We start from the raw sequence: 15,310 nt of genomic DNA, 5'->3' as shown, positions 1-15,310 counted from the left end.
AGAGGGGAAGGTGACGCTCACGGCCGGAGGGGCCGGGGCATCGCCAATGGAGGAAATCGCGCCGGCGACGCTTGTCGCGTGCCGGTCATTGGGAGGAAATGAGCATGAAGATCCTGAAGTCACTGATGGTCACGGCCGCCGTTTCGCTGGCGCTGATGGCCAATGCCGCGCATGCGGAAAACAAGAAGATCGCGCTCGTGGTCAAGGCGCTCGGCATCGGCTTCTTCGAAGCCGCCAACAAGGGCGCGCAGGAAGCCGCCAAGGAGCTGGGCGACGTCGAGGTGATCTATACCGGCCCGACGACGACGACCGCCGAAGGCCAGATCGAGGTGATCAATTCGTTGATCGCCCAGAAGGTTGACGCCATCGCCGTTTCCGCCAACGACACCGACGCCCTCGTTCCGGCGCTGAAGAAGGCGATGGATCGCGGCATCAAGGTCATCTCCTGGGACTCAGGCGTCGCCAAGGATGGCCGCCTGATGCACCTGAACCCGTCGTCGAGCCCGCTGATCGGCAACATGATCATCAAGCTCGCCGCCGACAACCTGCCTGAGGGCGGCGATGTCGCGGTGCTTTCAGCAACGGCGACCTCGACCAACCAGAACACCTGGATCGCCGAGATGAAGAAGGTCCAGGGCAACTACAAGGGCATCAATGTCGTCGCGACCGTTTATGGTGACGACCTCGCCGACAAGTCCTATCGCGAAACGCAGGGCCTTATTCAGTCCTATCCGAACCTGAAGGCGATCATCGCGCCGACCTCGGTCGGTATCGTTGCCGCCGCCCAGGCCGTCACCGACGCCGGCAAGATCGGACAGATCAACGTCACCGGTCTCGGCCTTCCCTCGGAAATGGCCGGCCACGTGAAGTCGGGCGCCTCCAAGTCTTTCGCGATCTGGAACCCGATCGACCTCGGCTACTCCGCAACGATGGTCGCCTACGACCTGATCAACGGTGCCGAAGCCAAGCCGGGTGCTGAACTGAAGATGGGCCGCATGGGTGCCGTCAAGCTCGACGACAACAACGAAGGCGCGATGGCCGACCCGTTCGTCTACGATGCCAAGAATGTCGAGGAATTCGCCAAGATCTTCTGATCCGGCGAAAGCCCCTCATCCGCCTGCCGGTCCCTTCTCCCCGCTTGCGGGGAGAAGGGACAAGCGGCAACGGTTTGCCCCCCTTCCCGACGAGGAGGGAAGAGAGCGGCATGCCCGTGCCTTCTCACCGCATGCGGGGAGAAGGTTAGGGTGAGAGGCAAGCCGCGCGGGCGGATACGAGGGCATACGAGGCCCGAACGACTTCGCGTTAATCGAAACGACTGAATGGTGGACTGTCTCTTGCTGCAGGATACGCTCACATCGCGGATGAAGCCCGCCATTGCGCTCGAAGGGATCTCGAAGTCCTTTCCCGGGGTGAAGGCGCTCTCCGATGTTTCGCTGGCGCTCTATCCGGGGTCGGTGACCGCGCTGATCGGCGAAAACGGCGCCGGGAAATCGACGCTGGTGAAGATCCTGACCGGCATCTACCAACCGGACGAGGGCACGATCTCCGTCGGTGATCAGGAGGTTCATTTCCCGACGGCGCTGGCGGCCGCACGCGCCGGCGTCACCGCGATCCATCAGGAAACCGTGCTCTTCGATGAGCTCTCGGTCGCCGAGAACATTTTCCTCGGCCACGCCCCGCGCAATCGCTTCGGGCTGATCGACTGGAAGAAGCTCAATGCCGATGCGCGTGCCTTGCTTTCGCGCGCCGGTGCCGATCTCGATCCGACCATCCGCCTGCGCGATCTCGGTATCGCCAAGAAACATCTGGTCGCGATCGCCCGAGCGCTGTCGATCGATGCGCAGGTGGTGATCATGGACGAGCCCACGGCCGCCTTGTCGCACAAGGAAATCCACGAACTCTATGCCCTCGTCGAACGGCTGAAGGCAGACGGCAAGGCGATCCTGTTCATCAGCCACAAGTTCGATGAAATCTTCCGCATCGCCGACCGCTACACGGTGTTTCGCGACGGAACGATGGTCGACGAAGGGCTGATCGCCGATGTCAGCCAGGACGAACTGGTGCGCCTTATGGTTGGCCGCGCTGTCGGTTCGGTTTACCCGAAGAAGGACGTGGCGATCGGCGAACCGGTGCTCACGGTCTCCGGTTACCGCCACCCGACCGAGTTCGAGGACATCAACTTCGAGCTTCGCCGCGGCGAGATCCTCGGCTTCTACGGCCTGGTCGGCGCCGGCCGTTCCGAGTTCATGCAGTCGCTGATCGGCGTCACCCGGCCATCGGCCGGTGCTGTCCGGCTCGATGGCGAGGTGCTGGTGATCCGCAGCCCGTCCGAAGCGATCCGGGCTGGCATCGTCTATGTGCCCGAAGAGCGCGGCCGCCAGGGTGCGATTATCGGCCTGCCGATCTTTCAGAACGTCACGCTGCCGTCGTTGTCGCGCACCTCGCGCTCGGGCTTCCTGAAGCTTGCCAACGAGTTTGCGCTCGCCCGCGAATATACCACGCGCCTCGACCTGCGCGCCGCCTCGCTCGATCAGGATGTCGGCACGCTTTCGGGCGGCAACCAGCAGAAGGTCGTTATCGCCAAGTGGCTGGCGACGAAGCCGAAGGTGATCATTCTCGACGAGCCGACCAAAGGCATCGACATCGGTTCCAAGGCCGCCGTGCACGCCTTTATGAGCGAGTTGGCGGCACAGGGCCTGAGCGTCATCATGGTCTCCTCGGAAATCCCGGAGATCATGGGCATGTCCGACCGCGTCATCGTGATGCGCGAGGGGCGGATCGCCGGGCGCTTCGAGCGCGCCGAACTGACGGCGGAAAAGCTGGTGCGTGCCGCAGCCGGCATTCAGGAGGCCGCGTGATGTCAAACATCCTCAGGAATCGCGAACTGCTGCTGGTCGGCGCGATCGCCGTGCTGCTGGCGCTGATCACCTGGCGTTTCCCGCCCTTCGTCGCGCCCGCGAACCTCGGGCGCGTCTACAACGACACGTCGATCCTGATCATTCTGGCGCTTGGCCAGATGGCGGTGATCCTGACGCGCTGCATCGATCTTTCGATGGCCGCCAACCTCGCGCTCTCGGGCATGGTGGCGGCGATGCTGAACGCCGCCTTTCCAGGCCTGCCGATCCCGCTGATCATCCTTGCGGCAGTTGCGCTCGGCACTTTGCTCGGCATGATCAACGGCGCGCTCGTCTGGAAGCTCGACATTCCGCCGATCGTCGTAACCCTCGGCACGCTCACCATCTATCGCGGCCTGATCTTTCTCTTGAGCGGCGGCAAGTGGATCAATGCGCACCAGATGAGCGACGCCTTCAAGGCATTGCCGCGCGACGAGCTCTTTGGTTTCCCGGTTCTCTCCTGGCTCTCGCTGGTGATGATCGCGCTCGTTTTCCTGCTGATGAGCCGCACGGCGCTCGGACGCGCCTTTTATGCGGTCGGCGGCAATCCGCACGCGGCGGTCTATACCGGCATCGATGTCGGCCGCACCCGCTTCTCGGCCTATTGCATATCCGGCGCGCTTGCCGGGCTCTCGGGCTATCTTTGGGTGTCGCGTTATGCCGTCGCCTATGTTGACATCGCCGCCGGCTTCGAACTCGACATCATCGCAGCTTGTGTGATCGGCGGCATATCGATCGCCGGCGGCATCGGCACGGTAGCAGGCGCGGTGCTCGGTGCGCTGTTCCTTGGCGTGATCAAGAACGCATTGCCGGTCGTCAATATCTCGCCCTTCGCCCAATTGGCGATTTCGGGCTTGGTCATCATTGTCGCTGTTGCCGTCAACGCCCGCGCCGAGCGGCGTAAGGGCCGCGTCATCTTGAGAAAGGCGGAGGCTGTCTGATGGCCGAGACCCACCTTACCCCACGACATATCCCCGATCGGCTGGAAGGCCGCGGCGCGCGCCTGCTGAAGAGCTGGGAAAGCCTGCTGCTTGTCGTCGCCTGCCTCATCTTTCTCGGCAACTCGCTGGCCTCGCCCTACTTCCTCGACCCGTGGAACCTCTCGGACGCGACCTTCAACTTCACCGAAAAGGCGATGATTGCCTTCGCCATGGCGCTGGTGATCATTTCCGGCGAGATCGATCTGTCGGTGGCCTCGATCATCGCGCTCGCCTCGACGGCGATGGGCTATGCCGTGCAACTTGGCTTCGACACGCCGGCGCTGGTGGTGATCGGTCTCTCTGTCGGGCTTCTTTGCGGTGCGATCAACGGCCTCTTGATCACCGGTCTCGGGTTGCCCTCGATCGTGGTGACCATCGGCACCATGAGCCTCTTCCGCGGTCTCTCCTTCATCATTCTCGGCGACCAGGCTTTCACCGGTTATCCCGACAGCTTCTCGTGGTTCGGCCAAGGCTATGTCTGGTGGGTGTTCTCCTTCGAGTTCACGCTCTTCGTTTCCCTCGCGGTCGTCTACGGCGTCGTCTTGCACAAGACAAATTTCGGCCGCGCGGTCTATGCCATCGGCAACAATCAGACGGCGGCGCTCTTCTCCGGCATCCGCGTTGCGCGCATCAAATTCATCCTCTTCCTCCTGACCGGGTTGATGGCCGGGCTTGCCTCGATCTGCCTGACCTCGCGCCTCGGCTCGACGCGCCCGTCGATCGCGCTCGGCTGGGAGCTGGAGGTGGTAACGATGGTGGTACTCGGCGGCGTCAACATTCTCGGTGGCTCCGGCACCATCCCGGGCGTCGTGCTGGCCGCCCTGATCATGGGCATGGTGACCTTCGGTTTCGGCCTGCTCAACGTGCCGGGCATCGTCATGTCGATCTTCATCGGCCTGCTGCTGATCTCGGTGATCGCGCTCCCCATTCTCTGGCGGCGCGCCCGTCAGCGTCTCGCACATTGAGGATCCGATGGAAAAATACGCGTTCCGCATGCGCCTGAACCCAGGCATGGCCGCCGAATACAGGGCACGGCACGATGCCATCTGGCCGGAACTGGCCACCCTGCTGAAGGAGGCCGGCGTCTCCGACTACTCCATCCATCTGGACGAGGAGACCAGTCTGCTTTTCGGTGTGCTCTGGCGGACTGACGATCACCGCATGGCCGACCTGCCGTCCCATCCCATCATGCAGAAATGGTGGGCCTATATGGCCGATATCATGGAAACCCATGGCGATAACGAACCGGTGGCGGTGCCGCTGACGACCGTTTTCCATTTGGACTGATAAGATGCGGGTTGTTGGCGTTATCGATATCGGCAAGACCAATGCCAAGGTCGCAGCCGTTGATCTCGACCGTTTCGAGGAGATCGCCGTCCGCAAGACGGCGAATGCGGTGCTGACTGATGGTCCTTATCCGCATTTCGATGTCGAGCGGCTCTGGGCCTTCCTGCTCGAAAGCCTCGCGTCACTCCATGCCGAACACGTCTTCGAGGCGATCTCGATCACCACCCACGGCGCGACCGCCGTCGTGCTCGACGCATCAGGCAACCTGGCGCTTCCGGTGTTGGACTATGAGCACGCCGGTCCCGACAGCCTCGCCGCCGAGTATGATAATGTCAGGCCGCCCTTTTCCGAGACCGGCTCCGCGCGCCTGCCGATGGGCCTCAATGTCGGCGCCCAGCTCTATTGGCAGCAGAAGACCTTTCCCGACGACTTCGCTAGGGTCGCCTCGGTCCTCACCTATGCGCAATATTGGACCTATCGACTGACAGGTACGCTCTGTAACGAGCTGACCTCGCTCGGCTGCCACACGGATCTCTGGAACCCACGGGCAGGGACATTCTCGTCTCTTGTCGAAAGCCAGGGCTGGACGCCCCTCTTCGCACCGGTGTTGAAGGCGAGCGATATCGCCGGAACGCTACTGCCAGAGCTTTGTTCGGCAACGGGCATTGCATCAGGGACCCCCGTCTATTGCGGCATTCACGATTCCAACGCCTCGCTGCTGCCGCATCTCCTGACACGTACCTCGCCCTTCTCGGTGGTCTCAACCGGCACCTGGGTGGTGATGCTTGCGGTCGGTGCCGAGGCGAAGATGCTCGATGAACACCGCGACACGCTGATCAACGTCAACGCGCTTGGCGATCCCGTACCCTCCGCCCGCTTCATGGGCGGCCGCGCCTTCCAGCTTCTGTTGGGGGAGGGGGCGCCCCCTGTGTCGCCGCAAACGGAAGAGGCCGTGGCCGGGGCCGGCCACATGCTGCTGCCGTCCATTCCCGAGGGATCCGGTCCCTTTCCGGCCGCAAAAGCGATCTGGACGACGGACGAACGGGAGCTTGGCCCCGCCGAACGCTTTGTCGTCGTCTCGTTCCATCTGGCGCTGATGACAGCCACCTGTCTCGACCTGATCGGCGCGCGCGGCGATATCGTCGTCGAAGGGCCCTTTGCTTCCAACAGGACCTATCTGCGCATGCTCGCCGCAGCGACGGGCCGGCCGGTCTTTGCCGATCCCCACAATATCACGGGTACGAGCCTCGGTGCTGCGTGTCTGGTTAAGGGATCCGCGGTCAGGACCGGGGTCGAGCCGCTTGCGGGCGAGATCGCGGAGAGCCTCGCCGCCTATGCGCAGGCATGGCAAAAGGCGACGCAGGACCATGTGTGCAAAGAAAAGCGGCCGTAGAACATCCGTCCCCGGCCGCAGAGATGCCTGGTTGTGTCAGTAAGAGACGGGTTAAAGCCCGATCAAAACACAGAGCTGCGCTTTGCCGACCGGTTGTGCTCGATGTTGAGCACGATCGATACTGCCATCATTGTCAGGATTGCTGTGAGTGCGGCGCCAATGCCAAGAACAATCATTGTTCGGTTCCTGTAAGCGCATCGTCATGATGTCGCTTTGCGTGATGCGAAGGTTTCTTCGCGCATGCAGCGCCCACTTCACTTTCGCTTCGATACGCGAGCGCAAGTCGAAGTACAATTCTAAACTCTTGTGATTGAGAACCTGTTGGTTTCAGGCGTGTTTATTACAGTTTTGTTGCAGCGCAAAAATGGCGCCTGAAAACACCCTGTGAATTTTAGTGATTCCGATTAGAGGCGAGCGACCGTTAACCTTCAAGCAAGGAATTAACCATAAACATGGTCCCACACGTCGGAATGGGATAATTCACAAGTCTCCTCAAGGCATGATGCCGCCCCGCCGTACCGGTTCCGGTCCGGTATCCATTCTTCACCGAATTTACTTGCGGGATGAACGACAGCAGACGCTTTTCGGCGGAGGCTGATCTCATCGATGTGGCGTGCACGTCCGGTGGACCGTGGCTCTCCCTGATGCTCCGCAGGCAAGTTCCGAACGTGCAGCACCGGGGATCAGCGTTGAGGCAGGAAGCATCGTCAGAACAGGCAAAAAAGGGCCAGGCAGGCAGCCTGCTGGAGCGCCTGCGCTTTGCCGGGCTCGACGACGAGAGCTGCAACCGCGTCCGCGATCACAGGCAAAAGCTTTCTCCCCGGATTGATCAGGCGCTTCGCGACCTCTTCCAGCGCCTCCAGACCTATCCCGACGCCGCCCGCCATTTCGACAGCGACCGCCAGATCGACCGCCTTCAGGATCTTCAGTCGTCGCACTGGAACGTGCTGACCGACGCACGCTTTGACGGGCTTTATGCCGAGCGCATCAAGGTGCTCGCAGACACCGCAAGCCGCATGGGCCTCGACCCGCGCTGGCAGATGGCGAGCCATGCCGTCGTGCTCGAACATCTCATCGTCGGACTGATCGAAGACGCCTGGCCGCGATCCTTCCTGCCGATGGGCAAGGCGCGCCGCCGCGAACTTTGCGACCTCGTCGCCGCTCTGGTGCGCACGACCTTCGTCGACAGCGAGATCGGCGTTTCGCTCCGCTTCAACGCCCTCCGCCAACAGCACCAGCGGCAGCTCGCCGAGCAGCGCAGCGCCGACGAGCTGGAGGTCAAGGCGCTCTTCGGCGACTTTGCCGAAGGCGTGAGCCAGGGTGATCTCGGCGCGCGGTTGCCGGAAACGGCGGTCGAAGCCTATCAGCCGATCGTGGCGAGCTTGAACGCGGCACTCGAACAGATCCAGCAAAGTCTTCAGGCCTCCGATCAGCGCAGCCAGGCTGCCGGGGTACTGGTCGACCGCATGCGCGACGGCGCGACAGCCTTCACGGACAAGGCGAGCGCTGAAGCCGACGCGCTTTCCGGGCAGCTTGCCGTGCTCTCCGACATGGCCGGACGCATGGCGACCGGTTCGGGCCGGATCAGCGCCACGGAAACGAAGGCCAACGAGACCCGCATTGCCGTCGAGCGCAGCGGCGAGATCGCCGGCCAGGCGATTTCCGCCATGGCCGACATCGAGGCGTCGGCCGAAAAGATCGGCCAGATCATCGGCGTCATCGACGAGATCGCCTTCCAGACCAATCTTTTGGCGCTCAACGCCGGCATCGAAGCGGCGCGCGCCGGCGACAGCGGTCGCGGTTTTGCCGTCGTCGCCCAGGAAGTGCGTGCGCTGGCACAGCGCTCCGGCGAAGCGGCGCGCGAAATCAAGCAGCTCGTTTCCGGCACCAAGGCGCAGGTCGAGACCGGCGTCGAGATTGTCGGCCGCACCCAGGACGCGATCAGCAGCATCGTCGAGCAGGTCACGTCGATCAATTCCGCCGTCTCCGGCATCGCCCGCGAGGCGGAGCAGCAGGTCGGCGACCTCCGCGGCGTCGCGACCGAGATCGGCACGATCTCCAGGGGTGTCGAGGCAAGTGCCGCGCTGGCCGGCGATACCGTCCGTTCGTCGGACGATCTTCATACGGTCATCGTCGAGCTCGGCGAGACCATCCGCCAGTTCCGCCTGGAGCGTCGCCATCCGGCCGCATCGGCGCGCGCCGGCCGCGAGCCCTTCCGTCACACATCCGCCGTCGTTGCCGAAGAGCCGGCCGCAGCGTTGTTTGACGACGGGCTGCAGCGGCAGCTCGCCGGTTGGCAGCGCTGATATCAAGGGCAGTAGAGAGTTAGCAGTCGAGGAAGACAGGAATGGCCAGCAAGAAGACCGCCCAGAAGACGCTTAGCCTCGCTCCGGTTTTGGACCTGAATGAGGCAACGGCACTGCACGAGAAGCTGCTCGCGCTCAAGGGCAGCGATATCGTGATCGACGCTTCCGCGGTCGAGCGGGTCGGGACGCTTTGTGTCCAGGTGCTGATGGCCGGCGCCAAGACCTGGGAAGAGGAACATTTGTCTTTCACCTTCAGCAAGGTGTCGGACGCTTTCGAGAAAACGACACAGCTCATCGGGGTCGAGATCGACCACCTGATGGCAAAGGAGATTTGAGAAAATGAAGAAGCGAGTTCTGACGGTCGACGACTCCCGGACGATCCGAAACATGCTGCTGGTTACGCTGAACAATGCCGGTTTCGAAACGATTCAGGCCGAGGACGGCGTCGAGGGTCTTGAGGTCCTGGAAGAAGCCAATCCGGACGTGATCGTCACCGACATCAACATGCCACGTCTCGACGGCTTCGGCTTCATCGAAGGCGTGCGCAAGAACGATCGCTACCGCGCCATTCCGATCCTGGTACTGACCACCGAAAGCGACGCGGAGAAGAAGAACCGCGCGCGTCAGGCGGGTGCAACCGGCTGGATCGTCAAGCCGTTCGACCCGACCAAACTCATCGATGCAATCGAGCGCGTAACGGCCTGAAGTCCGGGGATAGCCTCCAATGGATATGAACGAAATCAAAGAGATCTTCTTCCAGGAATGCGAGGAACAACTCGCCGAACTGGAATCGGGTCTGCTGAAGCTCAATGATGGCGACCGCGACCCGGAAACGGTCAATGCCGTTTTCCGTGCGGTGCACTCCATCAAGGGTGGCGCCGGCGCCTTCGGGCTGGACGACCTCGTCTCCTTCGCGCACGTGTTCGAGACGACCCTTGATTGCGTTCGTTCCAATAGGCTCGATCCCGGACCGGAAGTTCTGAAGGTGATGCTGAAGTCGGCCGACGTACTCGCCGACCTCACCAACGCTGCGCGCGATGGCGGCGGCGTCGACGAGGCGCGCAGCCGCCAGCTGATCAAGGAACTCGAGGCGCTCGCAAACGGCGAAGTTCCACAGGCGTCGGCAGCGCCGGCCGAACCGGTTGCCAAGCCCGTCGCTGCCGTGGCTCCGCCGCCGGTCAACGACGAAGGCTTCCAGCCGGTCGCCTTCTCCTTCGATGACTTCGACGCGGCTGAAGAGCCGCCGCTGATGGAAATGCCCACATATGAGATCGTCTTCAAGCCGAAGTCCGATCTCTACGCCAAGGGCAACGAGGCAACGCTGCTTCTGCGCGACCTCTCGCGCCTTGGCGAGATGAGCATCCATTGCGACATGGGCGCACTGCCGACGCTCGATCGGCTGAGCCCGGAGAGCGCCTATTTCTTCTGGAAGATCTCGCTCAAGACCGACAAGGGCGAGGACGCGATCCGCACGGTTTTCGAATTCGCCGAGTGGGATTGCGACCTGGAGATTTCGCTGGTCGAAGACGAGGCGACGCAGTCGGGCGAAGAGCTGCCGATGCAGCCCGTTCCCTTCGACCTGTCGATCCTTGACGACGAACCGGCGGTATCGGTCGGTGTCGTCGAGGAAGAAGAACAGCTTGCCTCCCAGCAGCAGGATCGCGACGCCGCGGTTTCAGCCGCCGGCACGGCCAGCAACGTGCTGCAGATGGCGCAGTCCGCCGCCCGCGCACCGGCTGAGAAGGCAGCTCCCGCGGCCAGCGCCGCCGCCCAGAGCGCTGCCGCCCAGCAGGCCGCCGCGTCGGCTGCAACGCCGACCATTCGCGTCGATCTCGATCGCGTCGACCGCCTGATCAACCTTGTCGGCGAACTCGTGATCAACCAGGCGATGCTCTCGCAGAGCGTCGTCGAGAACGACACCAACGGCACGTCCTCGATCAACATGGGCCTCGAAGAGCTGCAGCAGCTCACCCGCGAGATCCAGGATTCGGTGATGGCGATCCGCGCCCAGCCGGTGAAGCCTGTCTTCCAGCGCATGTCGCGTATCGTTCGCGAAATCGCCGACATGACCGGCAAGTCGGTCCGCCTGATCACCGAAGGCGAGAACACCGAAGTCGACAAGACCGTCATCGACAAGCTCGCCGAGCCGCTGACCCATATGATCCGCAACGCGGTCGACCACGGCCTCGAAACGCCGGAGAAGCGCCTTGCCGCCGGCAAGAGCGCCGAAGGCACTGTGCGCCTGACGGCGAAGCACCGTTCCGGCCGCATCGTCATCGAGCTTGCCGACGACGGTGCCGGCATCAACCGTGAGAAGGTGCGCCAGAAGGCGATCGACAACGACCTGATTGCCGCTGACGCCAACCTCTCGGACGAAGAGATCGACAACCTGATCTTCCACGCCGGCTTCTCGACGGCCGACAAGATCTCTGACATCTCCGGCCGCGGCGTCGGCATGGACGTGGTCAAGCGCTCGATCCAGGCGCTCGGCGGCCGCATCAACATCTCCTCGAAGCCGGGCCACGGCTCGGTCTTCACCATGAGCCTGCCGCTGACGCTCGCCGTGCTCGACGGCATGGTGGTCACCGTCGCCAACCAGACACTGGTGGTGCCGCTGACGGCAATCGTCGAAACGCTGCAGCCGGAAGCCGCAGCGATCCATTCCTTCGGTTCCAACCAGCGGCTGATCTCGATCCGCAACTCCTTCTGCCCGCTCGTCGACGTCGGCCGGATCCTGAATTTCCGTGCCATCCAGGCGAACCCGGTCGAAGGCGTCGCCCTGCTCGTCGAATCGGAAGGTGGCGGCCAGCGCGCCCTGATGGTCGATGCGATCCAGGGCCAGCGCCAGGTGGTGATCAAGAGCCTCGAGGCCAACTACACCCACGTGCCGGGCATCGCCGCGGCGACCATTCTCGGCGACGGCCGCGTGGCGCTCATCCTCGATGTCGACGCGATCGTCGCCGCCTCGCGCGGGCATTCGCTGAAACCTGAAATGTCACTGGCTGCAGTCGGATAATGACAATGACCTATGCCGCAAAAAATCTGACCACGGACGGACGGGAGCTGATCGCTTTCCGCGTCGGTGATCAGGAATTCTGCGTAAACATCATGCAGGTGCGCGAGATCCGTGGCTGGACGCCTGCGACATCCATGCCGCATGCGCCATCCTATGTGCTCGGTGTCATCAACCTTCGCGGTGCGGTGCTGCCGATCGTCGATCTCTCGGCCCGGCTCGGCATGACGCCGGCCGACCCGACCGTGCGTCACGTCATCATCGTTGCGCAGGTCAAGAGCCAGGTCGTCGGCCTTCTGGTCGACGCCGTCTCCGACATCCTGACGATTACAGACGACAAGATCCAGCCGACGCCGGATGTCATCTCGTCGGAGTTCGAAAAGAGCTTCGCGCGCGGTGTGCTTGCGATCGAAGGCCGGATGATCTGTCTCATTGAACTCGAAGCGATCTTCCCGCAGGAAGAAAGGGAAGCCGCATGAGAAGTCAGCCCATCGCTGAACAGAAACTGTCGCCGGACGAGTGCCTGGCGAGCGGCGAGTATCCGTTGACCCGCCGCGATCTTACCGAGATCGCTGCGATGATCTATGCGGATGCCGGCATCTATCTCAACGAGACCAAGGCGTCGCTTGTTTATTCGCGGCTGTCGAAGCATATCCGCAATCTCGGGCTCAAGGGCTTCCGCGAATATTGCCAGCTGGTCGCTTCGCCCGCCGGTGCGGCTGCGCGGCGCGACATGCTTTCGCATCTAACCACCAACTTCACGCGGTTCTTCCGCGAGAACCATCACTTCGAGCACCTGAAGACCGACGTGCTGCCGGAGCTCATCGCGCGCGCTAAGGCCGGCGGCCGGGTGCGCATCTGGTCGGCCGCCTGCTCGGACGGCCAGGAGCCCTATTCGATTGCGCTGACGGTCCTGTCGCTGCTGCCGAATGCGGCCGACTACGACTTCCGGATCCTGGCAACCGACATCGACCCGAAGATCCTGGCGCTCGCCCGCGCCGGTACCTACGACGCAACCGCGCTCGAAACCGTCAATCCGGCCATGCGCAAGCAATATTTCTCCGAGGTCAACAGCGGCGGCCGCTTCAAGTGGCAGGTCGACGATCGGGTCAAGCGGCTGATCACCTTCAACGAACTGAACCTGATGGCGCAATGGCCGTTCAAGGGGCCGTTCGACGTTATCTTCTGCCGCAACGTCGTCATCTATTTCGACGAGCCGACGCAGATGAAGATCTGGTCGCGCTTCGCCGGCATGCTGAACACCGACGGTCACCTTTACATCGGCCATTCCGAACGGGTGTCCGGTGACGCGAAGGCGCACTTCGACAACATCGGCATCACCACCTACCGCCACACCGGCAAATTTCATGGAGGACGGGCATGACCACTCCCGCTCGCGTTCTCGTCGTTGACGACTCCGCCACAATGCGTGGCCTGATTACAGCCGTGCTCAACGCGGATCCAGACGTGACCGTCGTCGGCCAGGCGGCCGACGCCATGGAAGCGCGCCAGGCGATCAAGCAACTCGATCCCGATGTCGTCACCCTCGACATCGAAATGCCGAACATGAACGGCCTCGAATTCCTCGACAAGATCATGCGGCTGCGGCCAATGCCGGTCATCATGGTCTCGACGCTTACCCACAAGGGCGCTGAAGCCACGATCGCAGCACTCGAGATCGGCGCCTTCGATTGTGTCGGCAAGCCGCATCCGGGCGATCCCCATCCCTTTGCCGGCCTCGTCGACAAGGTAAAGGCGGCCGCCCGCTCGCAGCGCAAGTTCATCATCACCGGCAATAAGGTCGCGGCGCCGGCTCCAGCCAATGCGAATACGGCGTCTGAGTACCGGGCCGGCCGCAAGATCATCGCCATCGGCGCCTCGACAGGCGGCGTTGAAGCCCTGATCACGGTGCTGCAGAAGTTCCCGGCCAATTGCCCGCCGACGGTCATCACGCAGCACATGCCGCACACCTTCACCAAGAGCTTCGCGGAGCGGCTGAACCGTCTCTGCGCGCCGGCGGTGCAGGAGGCGACGGACGGCGCGCGGCTCGAAATCGGCAAGGTCTACCTGGCGCCCGGTGGCGAGCGCCATCTGCAGGTCGCCAACCCGACGGCACCCTGCTGCCGCCTGGTCGACCGCGACCCGGTCAACGGGCATCGGCCTTCGGTCGACGTGCTGTTCGATTCGGTCGCCGAGCTTGCCGGACGCAATGCGATCGGTGTCATTCTGACCGGCATGGGGCGCGACGGCGCCTCCGGTCTCCTGAAAATGCGGCATGCCGGAGCAAAGACCTTCGGCCAGAACGAAAAGACATGTGTCGTCTACGGCATGCCGAGAGTCGCCTATGAATTGGGCGCCGTTGAAACCCAGCTCCCCCTCGGATCCATCGGGGAGGAGGTCCTGAAAGCAGCGGCGCTCCGCAAGGAAGGAAGCGAATAATGTCCATCGCCGAAAAAATCAAAGTTCTGATCGTCGACGATCAGGTGACGAGCCGCCTGCTCCTGGGTGACGCCCTGCAGCAGCTCGGCTTCAAGCAGATCACCGCCGCCGGTGACGGGGAGCAGGGCATGAAGATCATGGCTCAGAACCCGCACCACCTCGTGATCTCCGACTTCAACATGCCGAAGATGGACGGGCTCGGCCTGCTGCAGGCTGTCCGCTCCAACCCGGCGACCAAGAAGGCGGCCTTCATCATCCTGACGGCCCAGGGCGACCGTGCCCTGGTTCAGAAGGCAGCGGCCCTCGGTGCCAACAACGTTCTGGCCAAGCCCTTCACCATCGAAAAGATGAAGGCTGCGATCGAAGCCGTATTCGGGGCGCTCAAATGAACATGGAAGCCGCCGGCAAGCGCGTGCATGTCATCCAGGGTGAGTACAAGGTCTTCAACGATCCGAACATCGTGCTGTCGACCATTCTCGGTTCCTGTGTGGCAGCCTGCATGCGCGATCCCGTGGCCGGCGTCGGCGGCATGAATCACTTCCTGCTGCCAGGTTCCGCGACGTCGCCCATGTCCGGCGGCGACGCGACCCGCTACGGGGTCCACCTCATGGAATTGCTCATCAACGGTCTCTTGAAACAGGGCGCCCGGCGAGATCGTCTCGAAGCCAAGATCTTCGGCGGCGCCAAGACGATCGCGCGGTTTTCCAATGTCGGCGAACAGAACGCCGCCTTCGCGCGCCAGTTCCTGCTCGACGAGGGCATCCGCATCGTCGGCGAGAGCACCGGCGGCGAGCACGGCCGCAAGCTCGAATACTGGCCGTCGTCTGGCCGCGCCCGGCAATACGCCCTGACCGGCGTCGAGACGCAGCGCACGGTGCAACTGGAGGAACGCCCGATCGTCGCGCCGAAGCCGGCCGAAAGCTCCATCGAATTCTTCTGATCCTGCGAGGCAGGCGCCTCGCAGGCCTGAAATACGACTTCTACCGCAGCCCCGAGCC

General features: G+C 62.9%; 16 protein-coding genes. 15 read left to right on the top strand and 1 reads right to left on the bottom strand.

All coding sequences use genetic code 11. The features are described from left to right. Positions 1-104: 104 nt before the first annotated feature. The 6 genes from rhaS to ASE71_RS30810 all read left to right on the top strand — a co-directional run bounded on the left by rhaS (position 105) and on the right by ASE71_RS30810 (position 6,554). Positions 105-1,094: a rhamnose ABC transporter substrate-binding protein gene (gene rhaS / locus ASE71_RS30835; protein WP_060522260.1), complete on the top strand. Its 990-nt coding sequence runs from the start codon at positions 105-107 to the stop codon at positions 1,092-1,094. Positions 1,095-1,361: 267 nt separating this feature from the next. After that, positions 1,362-2,858 carry a sugar ABC transporter ATP-binding protein gene (locus ASE71_RS30830; protein WP_060522259.1) on the top strand — a complete coding sequence of 499 codons (1,497 nt, stop codon included), beginning with the start codon at positions 1,362-1,364 and terminating at the stop codon, positions 2,856-2,858. Next, entirely contained in the window at positions 2,858-3,835 is a 978-nt protein-coding gene (locus tag ASE71_RS30825) for an ABC transporter permease (RefSeq protein WP_413814660.1), read from the top strand. Before ASE71_RS30830 ends, ASE71_RS30825 begins: the two co-directional genes overlap by 1 nt. Further along, the gene (locus ASE71_RS30820; protein ID WP_060522257.1) at positions 3,835-4,839 is read left to right on the top strand and encodes an ABC transporter permease; all 1,005 of its coding nucleotides are present in this window, start codon (positions 3,835-3,837) and stop codon (positions 4,837-4,839) included. Before ASE71_RS30825 ends, ASE71_RS30820 begins: the two co-directional genes overlap by 1 nt. 7 nt (positions 4,840-4,846) lie before the next feature. Beyond that, positions 4,847-5,161: an L-rhamnose mutarotase gene (gene rhaM, locus ASE71_RS30815; RefSeq protein WP_034796960.1), complete on the top strand. Its 315-nt coding sequence runs from the start codon at positions 4,847-4,849 to the stop codon at positions 5,159-5,161. 4 nt (positions 5,162-5,165) lie between these two features. Then, positions 5,166-6,554: an FGGY-family carbohydrate kinase gene (locus tag ASE71_RS30810; RefSeq protein ID WP_060522256.1), complete on the top strand. Its 1,389-nt coding sequence runs from the start codon at positions 5,166-5,168 to the stop codon at positions 6,552-6,554. Positions 6,555-6,605: 51 nt separating this feature from the next. Here ASE71_RS30810 and ASE71_RS36085 read toward each other — a convergent pair whose 3' ends face one another. Continuing rightward, the gene (locus tag ASE71_RS36085) at positions 6,606-6,848 is read right to left on the bottom strand and encodes a hypothetical protein (RefSeq protein WP_156400775.1); all 243 of its coding nucleotides are present in this window, start codon (positions 6,846-6,848) and stop codon (positions 6,606-6,608) included. Between the two features lie 395 nt (positions 6,849-7,243). Between ASE71_RS36085 and ASE71_RS30805 the strand changes: the two genes are divergently transcribed. From ASE71_RS30805 to cheD, 9 genes are read left to right on the top strand one after another with little or no spacing between them, the layout of a single operon-like run. Then, positions 7,244-8,860 (top strand): globin-coupled sensor protein, encoded by a 1,617-nt coding sequence (locus tag ASE71_RS30805; RefSeq protein WP_082566608.1) that lies wholly within the window; start codon positions 7,244-7,246, stop codon positions 8,858-8,860. Positions 8,861-8,901: 41 nt separating this feature from the next. Beyond that, positions 8,902-9,195 (top strand): STAS domain-containing protein, encoded by a 294-nt coding sequence (locus tag ASE71_RS30800; protein ID WP_034796954.1) that lies wholly within the window; start codon positions 8,902-8,904, stop codon positions 9,193-9,195. 4 nt (positions 9,196-9,199) lie between these two features. Then, entirely contained in the window at positions 9,200-9,565 is a 366-nt protein-coding gene (locus ASE71_RS30795; protein WP_025425897.1) for a response regulator, read from the top strand. Positions 9,566-9,584: 19 nt separating this feature from the next. Next, positions 9,585-11,876, top strand: a complete 2,292-nt coding sequence (locus ASE71_RS30790; protein WP_060522255.1) for a chemotaxis protein CheA — start codon at positions 9,585-9,587, stop codon at positions 11,874-11,876. A gap of 5 nt (positions 11,877-11,881) precedes the next feature. Continuing rightward, on the top strand, positions 11,882-12,352 hold the full coding sequence (locus ASE71_RS30785) for a chemotaxis protein CheW (protein ID WP_034796948.1): 471 nt from the start codon (positions 11,882-11,884) through the stop codon (positions 12,350-12,352). Continuing rightward, positions 12,349-13,257 (top strand): protein-glutamate O-methyltransferase, encoded by a 909-nt coding sequence (locus ASE71_RS30780; protein WP_060522254.1) that lies wholly within the window; start codon positions 12,349-12,351, stop codon positions 13,255-13,257. Before ASE71_RS30785 ends, ASE71_RS30780 begins: the two co-directional genes overlap by 4 nt. Further along, positions 13,254-14,312: a protein-glutamate methylesterase/protein-glutamine glutaminase gene (locus tag ASE71_RS30775; protein WP_034796943.1), complete on the top strand. Its 1,059-nt coding sequence runs from the start codon at positions 13,254-13,256 to the stop codon at positions 14,310-14,312. Before ASE71_RS30780 ends, ASE71_RS30775 begins: the two co-directional genes overlap by 4 nt. Next, positions 14,312-14,701: a response regulator gene (locus ASE71_RS30770; protein ID WP_025425902.1), complete on the top strand. Its 390-nt coding sequence runs from the start codon at positions 14,312-14,314 to the stop codon at positions 14,699-14,701. Before ASE71_RS30775 ends, ASE71_RS30770 begins: the two co-directional genes overlap by 1 nt. Then, positions 14,698-15,252 (top strand): chemoreceptor glutamine deamidase CheD, encoded by a 555-nt coding sequence (gene cheD, locus ASE71_RS30765; RefSeq protein WP_034796938.1) that lies wholly within the window; start codon positions 14,698-14,700, stop codon positions 15,250-15,252. Before ASE71_RS30770 ends, cheD begins: the two co-directional genes overlap by 4 nt. Positions 15,253-15,310: the final 58 nt, after the last annotated feature.

This window comes from Ensifer sp. Root954 (genome assembly GCF_001429005.1).
In the GTDB taxonomy this organism is placed as follows: Bacteria; Pseudomonadota; Alphaproteobacteria; order Rhizobiales; family Rhizobiaceae; genus Ensifer; species Ensifer adhaerens.
This window is presented reverse-complemented; position numbering and strand designations above follow the sequence as displayed.